The following is an 18,752-nucleotide window of genomic DNA, read 5'->3' as shown; positions in this document are numbered from 1 at the left end:
GCTCGCTCCTACAGTTTTGATATTCAGCGAACACAAATCCGGCGACCGCCACCGATCCCTGTGGGAGCGAGCCTGCTCGCGATGAGGCCGGCACATTCAACATCGACAGTGACTGACACACCGCTATCGCGAGCAGGCTCGCTCCTACAGTTTTGATATTCAGCGAACACAAATCCGGCGACCACCACCGATCCCTGTGGGAGCGAGCCTGCTCGCGATGAGGCCGGCACATTCAACATCGACAGTGACTGACACACCGCTATCGCGAGCAGGCTCGCTCCTACAGTTTTGATATTCAGCGAACACAAATCCGGCGACCGCCACCGATCCCTGTGGGAGCGAGCCTGCTCGCGATGAGGCCGGCACATTCAACATCGACAGTGACTGACCCACCGCCATCGCGAGCAGGCTCGCTCCTACAGTTTTGATATTCAGCGAACACAAATCCGGCGACCGCCACCGATCACTGTGGGAGCGAGCCTGCTCGCGATGAGGCCGGCACATTCAACATCGACAGTGACTGACACACCGCCATCGCGAGCAGGCTCGCTCCTACAGGTTTTTGTGCTCAGCTGACGCCTCGGTCCTTGCCGGCCCAGAACGGTTCGCGCAGGTCGCGCTTGAGCACCTTGCCGGCGCCCGACAGCGGCAAGGCGGCGCGGAACTCGACGGTCTTGGGCGTCTTGTAGCCGGCGATCTGGCGGCGGCAATGTTCGATGATCTCCGTGCCCACCACGTTCTGATCCGGCCGAAGCACGATCACCGCATGCACCGCCTCGCCCCATTGCTGGCAGGGAATGCCGATCACCGCACAGGCCGCGACCGCCGGGTGACTGGCGATGGCACTCTCGACCTCGCCGGAATACACGTTCTCGCCACCGCTGACGATCATGTCCTTGAAGCGGTCGACGATGTAGAGATACCCGTCCTCATCCATGTAGGCACCGTCGCCGGTGTGCATCCAGCCGCCCCGCAGGACCTGGGCGGTTTCCTCGGGTTTGTTCCAGTAGCCGAGCATGATGTTCGGGCCGCGCACCACCACTTCGCCGACCGTTCCCCTGGGAACCTCATTGTCGTGCTCATCAACGATGCGCACGGTCACACCAAGTCCCGGCCGCCCGGCCGAACGCAATCGGCCATTGGCGATGCCCTCGGGTCCATGATTTTCCGGGCCGTTGGCGGTGATCGGCGGCGCCGCCTCAGTCATGCCGTAACCCTGGGTGAACTCGACGTCGGGCAAGGCCTTGAGGGCCATTTCCAGCAAGGGCACGGCAATCGGTGAAGCCCCGTAAGTCAGGCTGCGCAGGCAGCCGAGGTCATGCCGGGGGAACTGTGGGTGCATGATCAGCGCCTGCAACATGGTCGGCACGATCAGGATGTCGGTGATCCGCTCGCGCTCGATGGTCTGCATCACGTCCAGGGCATCGAAAGCGGGGACAAAGATGCTTGGCAAACCGAGCAGCGAGATCAGGATCACCCGCGACAGCGCCGCCAGATGAAACATCGGCGCAATGTGCAGGGTCAGCGCATCAGCCGGCACCGGCACATCCGCCGCGCGGGCCACGGCCGCCGTCCACAGGTTCATGTGCGATTGCATCACGCCTTTTGGCTTGCCGGTGGTGCCACCGGTGTAGAGGATGCTGGCCAGGTCGTCGCCCCCGCGGAACGCATCATCGACCGGTATCGCCTCACGGATCAGTTGCTCGTAGGACAACATGCCCTCGGGCGCCGGACCATCGCCGATGTGGATCAGCAATGGCCGTACCCTGGCCGAGCCGGCGATGGCCTCGGCCATCGGCAGGAAAGTGTCGTCGATTAACAGGATGCGGGTGTCGCAATCGTCCAGCGAGTAGACGATTTCCGGCACGCTCCAGCGGATATTGACCGGGTTGACCACGCCGCCGCCCCACCAGGTGGCCAGGTAATACTCCAGGAAACGGTCGGAGTTCAGGCCCAGCAGACCCACCCGGTCACCCGATGCCATGCCCAGGTTTTGCAGGGCACCGGCAAGACGGGCGACCCGCTCGGTCAGTTGCGCGTAAGTGTGGCGCCGGTCGCGATTGACCGTCGCCAGGGCATGGGGTTGTTGCTGCAGCATGCGGTGCAGCCCTTGGGTCAGATACATGTGGCTCTCCTGTGAATTATTGTTGTCAGGCAAGGACGCGCGCGGCGGTATGACGCAACGTCAGGCGCCGGTGTATTTGGGGGAACGGTTCTCGGCCATGGCCTCGCGCCCTTCGGCATGGTCCAGACTGTCGCGCAGCAGTCCCCAGTGCAGGTGGGCCTGGGACGCGAAATCCCGGGGTGCCATGTGGGCTGCCTGCAGCGCCAGTCGCTTGATCGACTGCACCGCCAGCGGGCCGTTGGCCGCGATGCGAACGGCCAGGTCCAGAGCGGTCGACAGGAGATTTTCCTGAGGCAGCAGCTCTGCGATGAGGCCGATGCGCAAGGCGTGCTCGGCGCTGATCGGCTCCCCCGTCAGGGCCATTTTCATGGCGTGGACCGTGGCTACGGCGCGCATCAGATACTGCACGCCGCCAGCCGCCGGAATAGTCGCATCCCGCACTTCGGGCAAGCCGAACGTCGCCCCGCTCGCAGCGATGCGCACATCACACTGCAGGGCGAGTTCGAGGCCCCCGCCCAGACAGGCGCCATTGATGGCGGCGATCACCGGCTTCCAGATGTCCAGGTCGCTGAGGTCGAACAGACGTGTGTAGCCGCCCTCCTCGGCTTCGGTCTCGCGGCTTTTCAATGAGCCGGCGACGTGGCCACGCCCGGGCAAGGACGACTCTTTCTGGCTCGCGCCACAGCAAAACGCGCGCTCACCGGCACCGGTCAGGACGATGACCCGCACCTGTTCATCGTCCTGGCACGCCACCAGCGTCTTGCGCAGGTGCATCAGGTCGCTGACGCTCAGCGTATTGTTCGTTGGTTGCGCATCGAGTGTGACGACTGCCACGTGCTCGATGATCTTGAATTGAATGGCCATGGGCCTGACTCCTGCGCTGCGCAATGTTGTTTTTGTTGTTTCGCGGGCGTTCAGGCCTTCAAGCCCAGGCCCTGTCCGCGCAGGCGCTCGATGGCCGCAGCATCGAAACCCCAGTCGTGCAGCGCGGCTCGACCGTGCTCGCCACGTTCGGGGGCCGGGCGCGGTTGCGCCGTGGGCGTGCCGAGGAAACGGGGTGCCGGCGCCGGCTGCACGACGCCATCGACCTCGATGAAGCTGCCCCGGGCGCGGCTGTGGGGATGCCCGGCGGCCTCGGCAAAACCCAGCACCGGGGCAACGCAGGCGTCACTGTCGGCAAAGGCTTCGGCCCATTGATCACGGGTGCGGCTCAGGAATGCCCGGGTGAAGGCTTCACGCAATGCCGGCCAGCCGGAACGATCGTGTTGAGGAGGCAGATCCGCGTCCGCCAGTTCGAGTATTTCCAGCATCCGCGCATAGAAGCGCGACTCGATCGGCCCGATCGACATGTACTGCCCGTCGAGGGTTTGGTAGGTGTCGTACCAGGGCGCGCCGCCATCGAGCAGGTTGCTGCCGCGCTGCTCGTTCCAGTGCCCACCGGCCAGCAGGCCCCAGATCACCGAACCCAACTGCGCCGCGCCTTCGGTCATGGCCGCATCCACCACTTGCCCTTCCCCGCCACGCTGCACGTTGACCAGCGCTGCCAGCACGCCCATGGCCAGCAGCATGCCGCCGCCACCGTAGTCTCCCAACAGATTGAGCGGCGGCACCGGGCGGCCACCGGCCGGGCCGATCCCTGACAACACACCCGACAAGGCGATGTAGTTCAAGTCATGCCCGGCGCGCTCGGCCATCGGTCCGGTCTGGCCCCAGCCAGTCATGCGCGCATAGACCAGGCGCGGGTTGCGCGCCAGCACCACGTCGGGCCCCAGGCCCAGCCGCTCCAGGGTGCCCGGACGGAAACCTTCAATCAGCACGTCGGCGCGCTCGATCAGTTCCAGGGCAACGGCGACACTGTCCGGGTGTTTCAGGTCCAGAGTCACCGAGCGACGATTGCGACCGGTGATGTCCGCGCGCTTGCCTTCAAACCGTGGCCCCAGATCACTGGCCTTGACCGGGCGGTCGATGCGCACCACGTCGGCGCCCATGTCCGCCAGCAGCATCGTGCCAAAGGGCGCCGGGCCGATTGCTTCAAACTCCACCACTCGAATGCCGCTCAGTACACCCATTGCTGCCGCTCCGTTGTTCTGATGGAGCGCCAGGCAGCACTCCTGTTTTTATGCCGTCCAGTAGATCAATCCCGTTACTGCCGACCACCACCCGCATCGGGTGGCGGACGCCCGACACGGGGTCATGTCTTTGAAGCTCTGGGTTACACTCGAATGGATTCAGTGCATTCCCAAAATAAAAAAGATTCGGATCACTTATGGACAAACCCCGCAAACCCAGCGCCACGGACACGCCCTCCAGTCAGGCCCCGGTGCCGACACAGTCGCCGATCGTCAGTACCAAACTGATACCGCCGCGCAGTGCCGCACGCCTGATTTCCCGGGGCAGGTTGCAGGAGCAAATGCTCAAGGCGCGCCGTCAGCGCTGCATCGTGCTCAAGGGGCCGGCGGGCTGCGGCAAGACCTCGACCCTGATCGCCTGGCGCCAGGCGCTGCTGCCCTTGGGTTTTGACGTGGCATGGCTGACGTTGTCCGCCGATGACAACGAATTGACCCGCTTCCTCGATTATCTGCTGGCCAGTCTCGGCCAGATCGAGCCGTCCCTGGTGTACGAAGCCACCCAGCTGGAAGGGCGCGGCATCGACAGTGAAGCCGTGGAACGAACCGTCATCACCCTGGTGCGCAGCATCGCCAGCCGTGGCCGCGAACTGGTGCTGGTGCTCGATGACCTGCACCACCTGACCGACGTCGGTATCCACCAGGCCCTGCAATGGCTGATCGACTACGCGCCGGTCAACCTGCACCTGGCGCTGGTGTCGCGCAGTGCCGTGCCGCTGTCCCTGGCGCGCCTGCGCAGCCAGGAGCTGGTACTGGAATTGAACCTGAACGACTTCCGCTTCACTCCCGCCGAATCCGAACAGTTTCTCAAGGCCCAACTGGGCGACATCAGTGCCCATGACGCCCGGCAGATGCACGAACTGACCGACGGTTGGGTGGCCGGGCTGCAGCTGCTGGCGGTCAGCCGCAAGAAAAACCGACCGGCCAGCGATCAGACACAACTGCGCGACGATCAGGCATTCGCGAAGTTTTTCGAAGTCGAAGTGCTGTCTCACCTGACGCCGACCGATCTGGACCTGATGCTGCTCATGGCGGTCTGCAACCGTTTCTGCGCCTCGCTGTGCGCCACCCTCTGCGGCAATCCGCAGGCCGTCAGCTCGGCCAGCACTCTGTTGGCGCGCCTGGAGCGCGACAACCTGTTCCTGATCCCGGTGGACAGTGCCGGACGGGAAACCTGGTATCGCCTGCACCCGCTGCTGCGCGAAACCTTGCTCAAATACTTCGACTCGCGCAGCACGACCGAACAACAGGCGGTGCACACACGAGCCTGGGTCTGGTTTCACGATCACCAATACCTGGACGAAGCGGTTCACCATGCCGTCATGGCCGGCGACCCCGACTCCGCTGCCGATCTGGTGGAGCAGCACGCCGAAGCGCTGTATGCCCATGGCGACCTGCGCATGTTGATCGAACTGGTCCGGCTGCTGCCCTTCGAGCAGGTACAGGCGCGGGTCAAGCTGCGCATTCTCAAGGCTCGGATGCAGCTTTATGCGCGGGACTTCGCGGCTTGCGCCCAAAGCCTCGAGCAACTGTCCAGAGACGTTCCCGAGCGTGACGTCCATGACCGCTTCATGATCGCCCTGCTGCGTGCCTCGCTGGCCCTGCAACGCGATGACACCGACGCCGCGATGACGGTGTTGCCGCAACTGCTCGACCCGCCCGCGGGCAGCAACGCCGTCGCCATTGGCTCATGCCTCAACATCCTGTCCTGGCTCTACATGCACCGGGGTGACTACGAACGGGCCCGACAGGTGCAACTCGACCGCCCGGCCTTGCTGATCAATGGCGAACCGCTGCTGGGTACTACGGCGGGCAGTCTCCAGGGTCGGTGCATGGTCGGCTTGAGCCACGCACTGGAAGGTCAGATGAAGCAGGCGGAGCGGGTTTACCGGGACGTGCTGCATGAAGCCGCCCAGTGCGGAAAGGCCGGGACCGATGCGACCTATCTCGCCACCGCCCTGCTGGGCGAGGTGCTCTACGAAATCAATGACCTGGACGCCGCGTTCAAACTGCTGGCGGGCTGGGTCGATATTCTTGAGCGGATCTCCATTCCGGACTCGGTTTTGCGCGTCCTCCAGGTGCTGTGGAAGGTGCAGTGGCTGGCCGGCAACCAGCAGGAAGCCTTCGCCTTTATCGACCGACTCGACGAATACGCGATCAAGCTGGGCCTGGATCGCTTGCAGGCCTACTGCCTGACCTGGCAGGTGTACTGGAACACCTTGCTCGGCGAGACCGCCATCGCCCAGGCCAAACTGGCCCGGCTGGAAGCGATCGATGCCCGGCACCGCGACATCGGACCCAGCGCATTCAAGGAAATCAACATCCTCACCGAGAACATCCGGGCGCGCTGGCAGATCCACCAGGGTGACCTGGACGGTGCGCTGCAACGCATTGATCGACTGACCGAAGCCTGTGACCTGCAGCGTCGGCAGCTGGCCACGGTACGCCTGATGGTGCTGAGCGCCGTGATCGAAACCCGCCGTGGCAATCCGCAGATTGCGCGTGCCAAGGTCATGGAAGCGCTGCGCCGCGGGCAACGCCTGGGCATGTTGCGCAGCCTGCTCGACGCCCATCCCGATGCACTGGACCTGATCTGCGACATCACCGGCAAGGAAGAGAATCTGGACCCGGTGCTGGCGTTTTATGTCGAGCGCCTGCAAGCGGCGCAGGTCTCGACACCCGCCATATCGACCGGCAAACCGACCCTGACGGCGCCGGTAAAACCCCACGCCACCGGCATCGAACCGTTGAGCGAGCGTGAAATCGAAGTCGTGCGCCTGCTGGCCCAGGCCCTGCCCAACAAGAAAATCGCCCGCGCCCTCGGCCTGTCCCCGGAAACCGTGAAATGGCACCTGAGCCATATCTACAGCAAGCTCGGCGTCAACAGCCGCGATGAAGCGGTGGCGCGGGTGCGGGACCTTGAAGCGCAGGAAGGGGAAACTTAAACAAAAACATTGCGAGAGCGAGCCTGCTCGCGATGAGGCTGCACAGCCAGCATCACCGGTGACTGACACACCGCCATCGCGAGCAGGCTCGCTCCTGCAGGGATTGTGCTGTACCTGATGATTCAAGCCCCGCCACCCACCTCGGGTGGCGTTCGTCCAAGCCCCCCGCCCTATCGTAATCCTCAGTCAACAGGCGCAACTCGCGCCTTGTATCAGCGTCCGGCCCAGACCGGTCCATGATCATTGAGGAGTCTTGCGTGCACATCGCCCGAACCGTTTTCCGCGACGACCATGAGATGTTCCGCACCACCGTGCGACGCTTTTTCGAGCGTGAATGCCTGCCGCGCCAGGCCGAGTGGGACAAGGCCGGTCAGGTCGACCGCGAGACCTGGCTCAAGGCCGGTCGCGAAGGCTTGCTCGGCATCACCCTGCCCACCGAATACGGTGGCGGCGGCGGTGATTTCGGCCACAGCGCGGTGTTCAACGAAGAGTTCGCCCGGGCCGGTGTCAGCGGCGCTTACTTCGGCATGCATTCCGACGTCATCGCCCCGTACATCAATCGTTGTGGCAACGAAGAACAAAAACAGAAATGGCTGCCCGGCATCTGCGCCGGCGAGATCATCCTCGCCATCGCCATGACCGAACCCGGCACCGGCAGCGACCTCAAGGCCGTGCGCACCACCGCCGTGCGCGATGGCGACGAGTATGTGATCAACGGCAGCAAGACTTTCATCAGCAACGGCCTGACCGCCGACCTGGTGATCGTGGTGTGCAAGACCGATCCAACCGCCGGTGCCAAGGGCATCAGCCTGATCGCCGTGGAAGCCAGCCGGGCCGGTTTCAAGCACGGACGCAAGCTGGAAAAGGTCGGCCAACACGCCCAGGACACCGCCGAGCTGTTCTTCGACAACGTCCGCGTGCCGGTGGCCAACCGCATCGGCGAAGAAGGCCAGGGCTTCACCTACCTGATGGGCGAACTGCCCCAGGAACGCTTCTCCATCGCCATCTCCGCCGCCGCCAAACTCGAGCGCCTGCTGGAACAGACCACCGAATACGTCAAGGACCGCAAGGCCTTCAACCAGACCGTGTGGGACTTCCAGAACAGCAAGTTCAAGCTCGCCGACATCAAGGCCCAGGCCACCGCCATGCGGGTCATGGTCGATCACTACCTGGGCGAACACATGCGCCGGCGCCTGACCCTCGAAGAAGCCGCCATCGCCAAGCTCTACACCACCGAAACCTTGTGGAAATGCATCGACGACATGGTCCAGCTGCACGGCGGCTACGGCTACATGATGGAGTACCCGATCGCCCGCGCGTTCGTCGATATGCGCGTCAATCGCATCTACGGCGGCACCAGTGAAGTCATGCGCGAATTGATCGCGCGCAAGCTCTGACCCCTCAAAAACAACAAGGAAAAACACGATGAGCGAAAAAGTATTCGTGGCTGGCGTCGGCATGATCCAGTTCAAGAAACCGGGAACCAACGAGCCCTACGACGTCATGGGTGAACAGGCGATCCGCCAGGCCCTGGCCGATTCGGGCCTGGACTTCAACGACATCCAGCAGGCTTACGCCGGATACGTCTACGGCGACTCCACCTGCGGCCAGAAGGCCCTGTACCGCGTGGGCATGAGCGGCATCCCGCTGGTCAACGTCAACAACAATTGCGCCACCGGTTCGTCGGCGCTGTTCCTCGCTCGTCAGGCCGTGGCCAGCGGTGCGGTGGACTGTGCCCTGGCCTTTGGTTTCGAACAGATGAACCCGGGGGCCCTGAAGTCGGCCTGGACCGACCGCGCGCCCGCCACCGAGCGCGCCCTGAAACTGACCAATGAACTGGTGGGCATGCCCGATCTGCCCACCGCCATCCGCCAGTTTGCCGGCGCCGGCCATGCGCACATGCAGAAGTACGGCACCCGCCTCGATACGTTCGCCAAGATCCGCGCCAAGGCCAGCCGTCACGCCGCCAACAACCCGCTGGCGGTGTTCCGCAACGTGGTCAGCACCGAAGAGGTGCTGGCCGCCCCGATGCTCTGGGAAGGCGTATTGACGCGCCTGATGGCCTGCCCGCCGACCTGTGGCGCCGCCGCCGCGATCGTGGTCTCTGAAGCCTTCGCGAAAAAGCACGGTCTGCGCACCGATGTGTTGATGGCCGGCCAGGCCCTCACCACCGACCTGCCGAGCACCTACGACGCCAAGGACATGATCCGCGTGGTCGGTTTCGACATGACCCGCATGGCCGCCGACATCGCCTACAACCAGGCCGGCATCGGTCCGAAAGACATCGACGTCATCGAACTGCACGACTGTTTCGCCCAGAACGAACTGCTGACCTACGAAGGCCTGGGCCTGTGCGCCGAAGGCGCGGGCGAGCAACTGGTCTGCGATGGCGACAACACCTATGGCGGTGAATGGGTGACCAACCCGTCCGGCGGCCTGCTCTCCAAGGGCCACCCGCTGGGCGCCACCGGCCTGGCCCAGTGCTTTGAACTGACCCACCAGCTGCGTGGCACCGCCGAGCAGCGCCAGGTGCAGAACGCGCGCATTGCCGTGCAGCACAACCTCGGCCTGGGCGGCGCCTGCGTGGTGACCGTGTACCAGAAAAACTGACACGCCCGGGAATCAAAGGAGCCATCCGGATGATCGACAAGAAACACATCGGCAGACAGTTGCCGACCTTCCTCGCCACCGCCGAAGCCGGGCAATTGCGCTTTTTCGCCAAGGCCACCGGGGAAACCAACCCGATCTATTTCAACGAACAGGCCGCCCGCGACGCCGGTTACCCCAACCTGCCGTTGCCGCCGACCTTCCTGTTTTCGCTGGAGTTCCAGATCCCGTCCAACGCCTGGCGCGACGAACTGGGGATCGTCACCGCACGCATCCTGCACGGTGAAGAGTCCTTCCGTTATCACCGCATGGCCTACGCCGGCGACACGTTGCGCTTCGATGTGCGCATCGCCCACATCTACGACAAGAAAGGCGGCGCCCTGGAGTTCGTGGTCCGCGAAACCCGCGTCACCAATCAGCATGGCGAGCACGTCGCGGACTTGCGCAGCGTGCTTGTGCAGCGCAACAGCTGAAGCGGAGAGAACCTGATGAACGCGATAAGCCTGGAAAAAATCAACATCGGCGACAGCCTGCCGCCCTTGGCCCTGCCACCGATCAACCGCACCACCCTGGCCCTGTTCGCCGGTGCCTCGGGGGATCACAACGCCATTCACATCGACACCGATTACGCACGTAGAGCCGGCATGCCCGACGTGTTCGCCCACGGCATGTTGTCGATGGCTTACCTCGGCCGCCTGCTGACCCAATGGGTCGATCAGCGCCAGTTGCGCGAATTTGGCGTGCGCTTTCTCGGCATCACCCACCTGGGCCATCAGATCACCTGCACCGGCACCGTGGTTGACCGCTTCGAGATCGACGGCGAGCAACGGATCAAGGTCGAAGTACGCACCACCAACCAATACGGCGAGACCAAGATCGTTGGTGACGCCGTGATCGCTCTGTAAACAAACCCAGGAATTGAGGAGCAACACCCCATGGCAAAACTCGAAGGCAAAGTCGCACTGGTCACCGGTTCCGGTCGCGGCATCGGTCAGCAGATCGCCCTGAAACTGGCCAGCGAAGGCGCGCGCATCGTGATCAACGACCTGGACGCCGACCCGGCCCACGAGACCGCGGAAATGATTCGCAAGCTGGGCGGTGAAGCCGCCGTGTGCCACGGCAACGTCAGCGCCCCGGATTTCGGCGACCGCTACGTCAAGACCGCGATGGACAACTTCGGCGCCATCGACATCATCGTCAACAACGCCGGCTACACCTGGGACGACGTGATCCAGAAGATGAGCGACGAGCAGTGGTACGCGATCCTCGACTGCCACATGACCGCGCCGTTCCGCATCCTGCGAGCCGCCTACCCGATCATCAAGGCCCAGGCCCAGGCGGATGCCGCCGCCGAGCGCGAAGTGTTCCGCAAGGTGGTGAACATTTCCTCGGTGTCGGCCCTCAACGGCAACGCCGGGCAGATGAACTACTCCTCGGCCAAGGCCGGCGTGATCGGCATGACCCGCGCCCTGGCGCGCGAATGGGGGCGCTTCAAGGTCAACGTCAACGCCGTGGCCTTCGGTTTCATCGAAACCCGCATGACCAAGGCTGATGCCCACGCCGGTGCGACAGTGAACATCGAAGGTCGCGACATCCGCGTCGGCATCAGCCCGGAGGCGGCCAAGTCCTTCGCCCAGCGCAACCCGCTGGGCCGTCCGGGCACGGTGCAGGAAGCGGCTGACGCGGTGTACCTGTTCTGCTCGCCGGAGTCGAACTACATCACTGCGCAGACCATCGCGGTGGCGGGCAACCTGCAATAAACACTGTGGGAGCGAGCCTGCTCGCGATGGACGTCAACGATGACGCGACCTGCCTGAATGATCGCGGTGTCCGGGCGTTTTTCGCGAGCAGGCTCGCTCCTGCAGGGGATGTGTGTTCCGCCACCTGATCCGGGTGGCGCGTTTTTGCAGCCCACCTTTGAACATGGCCCTTGTTCGCCCTTCGCGACGCCCGACAACAAGGAGCCAGTCAGATGACTCGCATGACAACGTGGCTGCCGGCAATCGCCCTGGCCGTCATTTCGGCAACCGCCGCCGCGGCCGAAAAACCCAATATCCTGGTGATCTTCGGCGATGACATCGGCCAGACCAATATCAGCGCCTATTCCATGGGCGTGGTCGGCTACAAGACGCCGAACATCGACCGTATCGCCCATGAAGGCATGCTGTTCACCGATTACTACGCGGAAAACAGTTGCACCGCCGGGCGCTCGTCATTCATCACCGGCCAGTCCCCGCTACGCACCGGCCTGACCAAGGTCGGCGTCCCGGGTGCGCCCATCGGTATTCAGAAACGCGACATCACCATCGCCCAGGCGCTCAAGTCCCAGGGCTACGCCACCGGCCAGTTCGGCAAGAACCATTTGGGCGACAAGGATGAATTCCTGCCGACCAACCACGGTTTCGACGAGTTCTTCGGCAACCTCTACCACCTCAACGCCGAGGAAGAACCGGAGCGCGCCTATTGGCCCAAGGACGACCCGGACTTCGTCAAGTCGCGCACGCCCCGTGGCGTGATCCACAGCTACGCCGACGGCAAGATCGAAGACACCGGTGCCTTGACCGCCAAGCGCATGGAAACCATCGACGACGAAACCACCGCCGCCGCGCAAGCGTTCATCGAGAAGCAGGCCAAGGCCGACAAGCCATTTTTTGTCTGGATGAACACCACCCGCATGCACCTGTTCACCCATGTGCGCGAGTCGATGAAGGGCCAGAGCGGCATGCCCGGCAACGATTACGCCGACGGCATGCTCGAGCATGACGGCGACGTCGGCAAACTGCTGAAGACCCTCGATGACCTGAAGCTCACCGACAACACCATCGTCGTCTACACCACCGACAACGGCCCGAACCAGTTCTCCTGGCCGGACGCGGCGACCACGCCGTTTCGCAATGAGAAGAACTCCAACTGGGAAGGTGCCTACCGGGTGCCGGCGATTGTGCGCTGGCCGGGCAAGATCAAGGCCGGTGAAGTGTCCAATGAGATGTTCTCGGGCATGGACTGGTTCCCGACCCTGCTGGCGGCGGCGGGAGACGCCGAGGTCAAGGACAAGCTGCTCAAGGGCTGGTCGCCGACGGCCGGCGGCAGCAGTTTCAAGGTGCACCTGGACGGTTACAACCAACTGCCGTACCTGACCGGGCAAAAGCCAAAGGGTGAGCGTCGCGAGTTCTACTACTTCAACGACGACGGCGTGCTGGTTTCCATGCGCTATGACAACTGGAAGGTGGTGTTCGCCGAACAGCGCGAACCTGGTGGTTTTGCGGTGTGGAGCAGCCCGTTCGTGCCGTTGCGCGTGCCCAAGCTGTTCAATCTGCGCATGGACCCGTATGAGCGGGCCGATTTGGTGTCCGACCAGTATTACGACTGGACCGTGAAGAACTCGTATTTGCTCGCCGCCGGAGTGGCCAAGGCCGCGAGGTTCCTGCAAACCTTCGTCGAGTACCCACCGAGCCAGAAGCCGGCCAGCTTCAGCATCGACCAGATCCGGGCGGCGGTGGACGCGAAAATCGAAGAGAAAAACAGAGCCCAGGCAAAACCCTGATCACTGGTCCCCCCCTGTAGGAGCGAGCCTGCTCGCGATAGCGGTGGGTCAGTCAACGATGATGTCGACTGATATTCCCTCATCGCGAGCAGGCTCGCTCCCACAGGTAATCATCACAATTCGTCTTTTGGCGGCTCTGCCGGTGCCGTGAACCACTTGTCCTTCGGCACCCGCTTTTCCTCTTCCGGATCGCCCAGATAGTGCGGCGACATGATCTGCACGCCGTACTCGTTGAACACGTCCTGGATATTGGCGTGCAGCATGCTCAGCAGCACGGCCCGGGGCCGGGGCTGGCTGGGGATGGCCTGCGCCACCAAGCGATATTCAGGATAGAAATCCGACAGCGCGGTCTGGAACACCTGGGCCGGCGGATTCTCAAGAATGCCGGGAGTGCGTCGGGCGGCTTCCAGTAACATACCCTCCACCTGACGCCACGGCGTGTCGTAGCCGATGGTCACCACGGTATCCACGACATAGCCGGGGCCCTGCACGGTACGCGAATAGTTCTTGGTGACCGTGCCGGTGATCATCGAGTTGGGCAACGTCAGCACTTCCCCAAGACCGGTGCGGATGCTGGTGGTGAACATGCCAAGCTCCGTCACCGTGCCTTCGTACTCGCCAATGCGCACGAACTCGCCGGGGCGCAGCGTTCGGGTGTAGGTCAGGATCAACCCCGCCGCCGCCTGGCCGACCACGCTGGTGGCGCCAAGGGAAATCATCAGGCCGATCAACACCGACAGGCCCTTGAACGCATCGGTGCCCGCGCCGGGCAGATACGGATAGGCCATCGCCAACGCAAACAGCCAGATCGCCAGAGAAGTCAGGCGCTGGGTCGGTTGCAGGGTTTCCTGGTTGAGCCAGTTGAAGGTTCCCGGTGTTGCCATGCGCCGCAGCACGCGGCGACTGAAGGCCGTCGCGCCCCGGGCGATAAAGAAGATCGCCAGTGCCACGCCCAGTCCAGGGATGGCGCCAATGATCGCCTGAAACAGGTAACCGGCCACTTCCAGCAGGTAATTGTTGAGGCTTTCGCCCCAGGGCCGGGTGTAGGGGAACCGCGACAGGACAAACCCCAGCCACTCGTAGGTCAACAGCGCCAGGATCAGCCATCGCAACAGCCCGAACAGGCGAATGACCAGCGGATACAGGTAGTTGGCCTCAAGCACCTGCACCCGCCCGACTTTCAGTGCGCGGGTGTGGCGGTCCATCAATTCAGGCAGGCACTGAAGCAATCGGCGTCGAATGAAGGCCACGACCCAGAGCATCGCGAAATACACCAGCGTGGCGATGGCCGCCGCGACGAGCGCGCGCAGAATCAGGTGCAGGCTTCGCGCCTCCCGGGTTTCGGCCACTACCTGACGCAACTTCCCGGCCGCACCCTCCGCCGCCTGCTGGACAGAAGCGTATTCAAGATCGTCTACATCCTTGGGCGCCACGATAAAGGCGCGCTTGGCGCCCAACAGCACCAGGTAGCTGTCCTGGATCGGATCAACCGTGACCTGTAAATCGTCGGATTCATCCAGGGCTTCGCCAATCACCGCCTTGGCCCGCTTGACCCGCGTCGCCGGTGCCTCGCCGAGCAGCGTGGCGCGAAACACCATGATGCTGCGGTTGGCCACTTTCAGTTCGACGGGATCTTCTATCGGCTTGGCCGTGTCTTCAGCCCACAGCAGCGCTGACCAGAACACGCTGAAAACGATGATCAATAAGGCAGGCAACCTGCTCCGCATGCGTCTATTCCTTACTTCACAGGGGTGAGCACAGAGGTTAGAAGGCAGCGTAGTTCAGCGATGAGCGGTTGTCAGATCGGGGCGAAGATCCCTGTAGGAGCGAGCCTGCTCGCGATGAACGACAGGACACCGCGGGGTGTCAGGCTGCCAACGTTATCGTTGACGACCATCGCGAGCAGGCCCGCTCCTACAGGGGGCTGGTGGTGGACTTCACTCAACGACAAAAAACAGGGCCGCCAACAGCAATCTTCCACCGCCATGGCCCTCTTACCATCAAGGTTCTTCATCCCAGAACAAGAGAAGAACCATGGCCGCCTTCCTCCAGAAACAGGGCGACAGCACCGATTATTCGGTGGTCGCCGTTCCCGCCTCACACCGCATGCACAAAGGTTCGCTGACGATGGCCTGGTGGGGCATCTGCAGCGCGATGTTCTGGCTGGTGGTGTCCGCCACGCTGGCCATGACCTTTGGCACCCGAAACGCAATCATCGGCCTGCTGTTGTCGGTGGTCACTTACGCGACCATCAACGCGGTGATTGCCCGCTATGCGATCAAGACCGGGCTGTCGGTCGCGCTGTTTTCCAGGGTGTTGTTCGGGCGCAAGGGCGCGGTTCTGGCCACCCTGATTTTCTTCGCCACTGCCACTTACTACAGCGTCTTCGAAGGCTCGGTGATTGCCATTGCGATCCAGCACTATGTGCCGAGCCTGTCGATCAATCAGGCCTACCTGCTGGTGGTGCTGTACAGCGTGCCGTTGATTCTGGGTCGCGTGCAGAGCTGGATGGACAAGCTCAACGGCGCCCTGCTGCCCTTCTATCTGCTCGGCCTGGTCGCCCTGGTGGTGATGACCATCGGGCAATACGGCTACAGCAGCGCATGGCTGCAAATGGGCCCGGCGAGCGGTCCGGTCGAAAACGGCTGGTGGGATTGCTTCAGCTACTTCATGGGTGTGTGGATCCTGATGATGTACACCTGGGACTACGCGCGCTTCGGTCGCCGGGAAGACGCCCGCTATCACGCCCGTTTCAACTTCGGCCTGCCCTTCTACACCTTCACCTTTTTGATCAACGGCCTGGTCGGCATCTTCCTGGCCGGGACCATTCCCACGTCGGGCGGCCTGAGCGAGGTGTCGGTGGTGATGGCGATCATCGAACTGATGGGCTTTTGGGGCCTGGTTTTTGTCTGGGTCAGCCAGACGCGAATCAACTCGGCGAATTTCTACCTTGCCGCGACCAATATGCAGGCGTTCTTCGGCGGCGTCGGGCTGGGCAGAGTGCCCTATGTGGTGTGGGCGGTGGCCGTTGGCGCGCTGGTGTACACGCTGATGCGCCTGAACGTGTTCGATTACATCCTGCAGGCGCTGTCGTACCAGAGCATCTTTGTGGTGGCCTGGGTCGCGATTGCCCTGGCGCACATCTTCTCGCCTCGCTACAGCCAACTGTTCCAGGACCGCATCGAGTACGAGGTGGACCGGGTCAGTGCCTTCAACCCCTGTGGCCTGGGTGCATGGTTCCTCGCCGCCGCACTCGGTATCGCCCTGCTCAACAGCGGTCACCCGACCCTGGCCACCTGGTCGGCACCGGTGACCTTCATCAGCGCCTTCAGCGCCTACTGGCTGCTGCTCAACAACGCCCGGCGCAGCTGGTTCGTGCGGGCCAATTACACCTGATTCCCTGCGGCCCCTGCAGGAGCGCTGCTGCACATACCCTGTAGGAGCAAAGCTTGCTCGCGATGACTGAGTTCCATCCAGCTTCAATGTCGACTGAACCACCGCTATCGCGAGCAAGCTTTGCTCCCACAGGCGCACCGCCAGCAACTGCAATGCACTACGCATCAAAAACCAGTGCACCGTGCGCCAAGCCAGCCACCGGTTCCGGCGCGTAGTTTTGTGGCGTGGCATTCGATAACAACAAGAGTTCTGGTGACCCATGAGTACAGTAGATCCGATCACCCTGGCCGTTGTGCGGGGCGCGCTCGAAACCGCCCAGCGCGAAATGACCATCACCCTCGAGAAAACCGGTCGTTCGAGCGTTTTCAACCTGGCTCACGACTACTCCAACGCCCTCTTCGACCACCTTCCGGAAATGATCCTGCAAGGCCAGGACATCCCGATCCACCTCGGCTCGCTGATTCCGGCGATGAAATGCGTCGCCGGGTTCTTCGGCGATGGCATCGAGGAAGGCGACGTGATCTACCACAACGACCCCGCCTATCAGGGCAGCCATATCCTCGATTGCTGCATGTACAAGCCGGTCTTTTACAAAGGCGAGCTGGTGTTCTGGACCGTGTGCAAAGGCCACCTGACCGACATCGGCGGCCCGGTACCCGCCGGCTACAACCCGGACGCCAAGGAGATCTACGCCGAAGGCCTGCGCATTCCGCCGGTCAAGCTCTGGTCCCGGGGCAAGCGCCGCGAGGACGTGATCAACCTGCTGCTGACCAACATGCGTGCCCGCGCCTATCAGGAAGGCGACCTGAATGCCCAGTACGGTGCCTGCAACGTCGGCGAACGGCACCTGCTGGAACTGCTCGACCGTTACGGCGTGGAACAGGTGCGCGCCTGCATCGCCGAATTGAAAGACATGGCCGACCGGCACATGCGCGCCCTGTTGCGTGATGTGCCGGACGGTGTCTACACCGGCACCGCCGTGCTGGAAGATTCCGGTCACGGGCTGGGGCAATTGTCGATCACCGCGCAAGTGGAGATCCGCGGCGACGAAGCCCACGTGCTGATCGAAAGCCCGCCGCAGGTGCCGTACTTCATCAACTCCTACGCCGGCAACTCGGTGTCCGGGGTTTACCTGGGGCTGATGATGTTTGCCCAGGTCCCGCCGCCTTACAACGAAGGCCTGTACCGCTGCGTGTCCGTCGACCTCGGCCCGCCGGGCACCCTGTGCAACGCCCGGGAACCGGCACCCCACGTCAACAGCACCACCACGCCGATGGAAACCCTCGCCGACGCGGTGCGCCAGGCGCTGGAACAGGCCGCGCCGGATCGCGTCACCGCCTCCTGGGGCCATGCCAGCGGGATCAACATCGCCGGCCACGATCCGCGCAACAACAACGACGAATACGTGACCATGGTGCTGGCTTCGATCATCTCCGGCGCCGGGGCAAACAAGGCCATGGACGGTTGGCCGGCGTGCGGTCCGCTGTGCTGTTTCGGCGCGTTGATGTCCGGCGATATCGAGTTGCTGGAGTACTCCTACCCGATCCTGATTCACCGCTACAGCCTGATGACCGACAGCGGCGGTGCCGGCGAATTTCGCGGCGGCTCGGGCACCCGCATCGAAATCGAACCACTGAACCACGGCATGACCGTGGTCGGTTTCGGCGAGGGCCGGCAACTGCCGACCTCCGGTGCGGCAGGCGCGACTAACGTTCTGCTGGAACCCAAGCTGGGCCGGCTGATTCACCGCAAGGCCGACGGCCAGGAGCAGCATTTCATCCATAACGCGCAAATCACCGCGCAACCGGGGGAACGGGTAATCAACGTCAACCCCGGCGGCGGTGGCTACGGCAATCCGTTGCGCCGCCCGATCGCCAGCGTGCTGAACGATGTGCGCGACGGCCTGGTATCCGTAGAAGGCGCGCGCCTGGAATACGGTGTGGTGATCGACGCCGACGGCCAGCTGGATGACGCCGCCACCCGTGCCTGCCGCGACCTTCGCTGATCGA

General features: G+C 63.2%; 13 protein-coding genes. 9 read left to right on the top strand and 4 right to left on the bottom strand.

The window, feature by feature from the left end; all coding sequences use genetic code 11:
• Positions 1-568: 568 nt before the first annotated feature.
• From DKY63_RS00455 to DKY63_RS00445, 3 genes are read right to left on the bottom strand one after another with little or no spacing between them, the layout of a single operon-like run.
• Complete coding sequence (locus DKY63_RS00455; protein WP_275428074.1) at positions 569-2,158, bottom strand: acyl-CoA synthetase; 1,590 nt, start codon at positions 2,156-2,158, stop codon at positions 569-571.
• Positions 2,159-2,185: 27 nt separating this feature from the next.
• Positions 2,186-2,989, bottom strand: a complete 804-nt coding sequence (locus DKY63_RS00450; RefSeq protein WP_110962275.1) for an enoyl-CoA hydratase/isomerase family protein — start codon at positions 2,987-2,989, stop codon at positions 2,186-2,188.
• Between the two features lie 50 nt (positions 2,990-3,039).
• Positions 3,040-4,194, bottom strand: coding sequence for a CaiB/BaiF CoA transferase family protein (locus DKY63_RS00445; RefSeq protein ID WP_110962274.1), 1,155 nt, complete (start codon positions 4,192-4,194; stop codon positions 3,040-3,042).
• A 197-nt stretch (positions 4,195-4,391) separates the two neighbouring features.
• Between DKY63_RS00445 and DKY63_RS00440 the strand changes: the two genes are divergently transcribed.
• The 7 genes from DKY63_RS00440 (at position 4,392) to DKY63_RS00410 (ending at position 13,347) form a co-directional block, all read left to right on the top strand.
• Complete coding sequence (locus DKY63_RS00440) at positions 4,392-7,196, top strand: LuxR C-terminal-related transcriptional regulator (protein ID WP_110962273.1); 2,805 nt, start codon at positions 4,392-4,394, stop codon at positions 7,194-7,196.
• Positions 7,197-7,432: 236 nt separating this feature from the next.
• Positions 7,433-8,593 carry an acyl-CoA dehydrogenase family protein gene (locus DKY63_RS00435; protein WP_239499359.1) on the top strand — a complete coding sequence of 387 codons (1,161 nt, stop codon included), beginning with the start codon at positions 7,433-7,435 and terminating at the stop codon, positions 8,591-8,593.
• Between the two features lie 28 nt (positions 8,594-8,621).
• Positions 8,622-9,806 (top strand): lipid-transfer protein, encoded by a 1,185-nt coding sequence (locus DKY63_RS00430; RefSeq protein ID WP_110962271.1) that lies wholly within the window; start codon positions 8,622-8,624, stop codon positions 9,804-9,806.
• Positions 9,807-9,835: 29 nt separating this feature from the next.
• Positions 9,836-10,276 carry a MaoC family dehydratase N-terminal domain-containing protein gene (locus DKY63_RS00425; protein WP_110962270.1) on the top strand — a complete coding sequence of 147 codons (441 nt, stop codon included), beginning with the start codon at positions 9,836-9,838 and terminating at the stop codon, positions 10,274-10,276.
• Positions 10,277-10,291: 15 nt separating this feature from the next.
• A complete protein-coding gene (locus DKY63_RS00420) occupies positions 10,292-10,708 on the top strand; it encodes a MaoC family dehydratase (RefSeq protein ID WP_110962269.1) in 417 nt (138 codons plus the stop codon).
• Between the two features lie 30 nt (positions 10,709-10,738).
• On the top strand, positions 10,739-11,563 hold the full coding sequence (locus DKY63_RS00415; RefSeq protein WP_007974186.1) for an SDR family NAD(P)-dependent oxidoreductase: 825 nt from the start codon (positions 10,739-10,741) through the stop codon (positions 11,561-11,563).
• Between the two features lie 212 nt (positions 11,564-11,775).
• Positions 11,776-13,347, top strand: coding sequence for an arylsulfatase (locus DKY63_RS00410; protein ID WP_110962268.1), 1,572 nt, complete (start codon positions 11,776-11,778; stop codon positions 13,345-13,347).
• A 113-nt stretch (positions 13,348-13,460) separates the two neighbouring features.
• Here the strand turns inward: DKY63_RS00410 and DKY63_RS00405 are convergent, their stop codons facing one another.
• Positions 13,461-15,074: a mechanosensitive ion channel family protein gene (locus tag DKY63_RS00405; protein WP_110962267.1), complete on the bottom strand. Its 1,614-nt coding sequence runs from the start codon at positions 15,072-15,074 to the stop codon at positions 13,461-13,463.
• Positions 15,075-15,381: 307 nt separating this feature from the next.
• On the opposite strand from DKY63_RS00405, the gene DKY63_RS00395 reads away from it, so the two are divergent.
• Positions 15,382-16,743, top strand: coding sequence for a purine-cytosine permease family protein (locus DKY63_RS00395; protein ID WP_110962265.1), 1,362 nt, complete (start codon positions 15,382-15,384; stop codon positions 16,741-16,743).
• 259 nt (positions 16,744-17,002) lie between these two features.
• Positions 17,003-18,748: a caprolactamase subunit beta gene (gene capB / locus DKY63_RS00390; protein ID WP_110962264.1), complete on the top strand. Its 1,746-nt coding sequence runs from the start codon at positions 17,003-17,005 to the stop codon at positions 18,746-18,748.
• Positions 18,749-18,752: the final 4 nt, after the last annotated feature.

Source organism: Pseudomonas putida (genome assembly GCF_003228315.1).
Lineage (GTDB): Bacteria > Pseudomonadota > Gammaproteobacteria > Pseudomonadales > Pseudomonadaceae > Aquipseudomonas > Aquipseudomonas putida_S.
This window is presented reverse-complemented; position numbering and strand designations above follow the sequence as displayed.

Bases quoted from the DNA above. Each gene is read 5' to 3' on its own strand.
- DKY63_RS00450 (WP_110962275.1), bottom strand. From the start codon at position 2,989: ATGGCCATTCAATTCAAGATCATCGAGCACGTGGCAGTCGTCACACTC.
- DKY63_RS00445 (WP_110962274.1), bottom strand. From the start codon at position 4,194: ATGGGTGTACTGAGCGGCATTCGAGTGGTGGAGTTTGAAGCAATCGGC.
- DKY63_RS00395 (WP_110962265.1), top strand. From the start codon at position 15,382: ATGGCCGCCTTCCTCCAGAAACAGGGCGACAGCACCGATTATTCGGTG.
- capB (WP_110962264.1), top strand. From the start codon at position 17,003: ATGAGTACAGTAGATCCGATCACCCTGGCCGTTGTGCGGGGCGCGCTC.
- DKY63_RS00415 (WP_007974186.1), top strand. From the start codon at position 10,739: ATGGCAAAACTCGAAGGCAAAGTCGCACTGGTCACCGGTTCCGGTCGC.
- DKY63_RS00420 (WP_110962269.1), top strand. From the start codon at position 10,292: ATGAACGCGATAAGCCTGGAAAAAATCAACATCGGCGACAGCCTGCCG.
- DKY63_RS00425 (WP_110962270.1), top strand. From the start codon at position 9,836: ATGATCGACAAGAAACACATCGGCAGACAGTTGCCGACCTTCCTCGCC.
- DKY63_RS00430 (WP_110962271.1), top strand. From the start codon at position 8,622: ATGAGCGAAAAAGTATTCGTGGCTGGCGTCGGCATGATCCAGTTCAAG.
- DKY63_RS00440 (WP_110962273.1), top strand. From the start codon at position 4,392: ATGGACAAACCCCGCAAACCCAGCGCCACGGACACGCCCTCCAGTCAG.
- DKY63_RS00410 (WP_110962268.1), top strand. From the start codon at position 11,776: ATGACTCGCATGACAACGTGGCTGCCGGCAATCGCCCTGGCCGTCATT.
- DKY63_RS00435 (WP_239499359.1), top strand. From the start codon at position 7,433: ATGATCATTGAGGAGTCTTGCGTGCACATCGCCCGAACCGTTTTCCGC.
- DKY63_RS00405 (WP_110962267.1), bottom strand. From the start codon at position 15,074: ATGCGGAGCAGGTTGCCTGCCTTATTGATCATCGTTTTCAGCGTGTTC.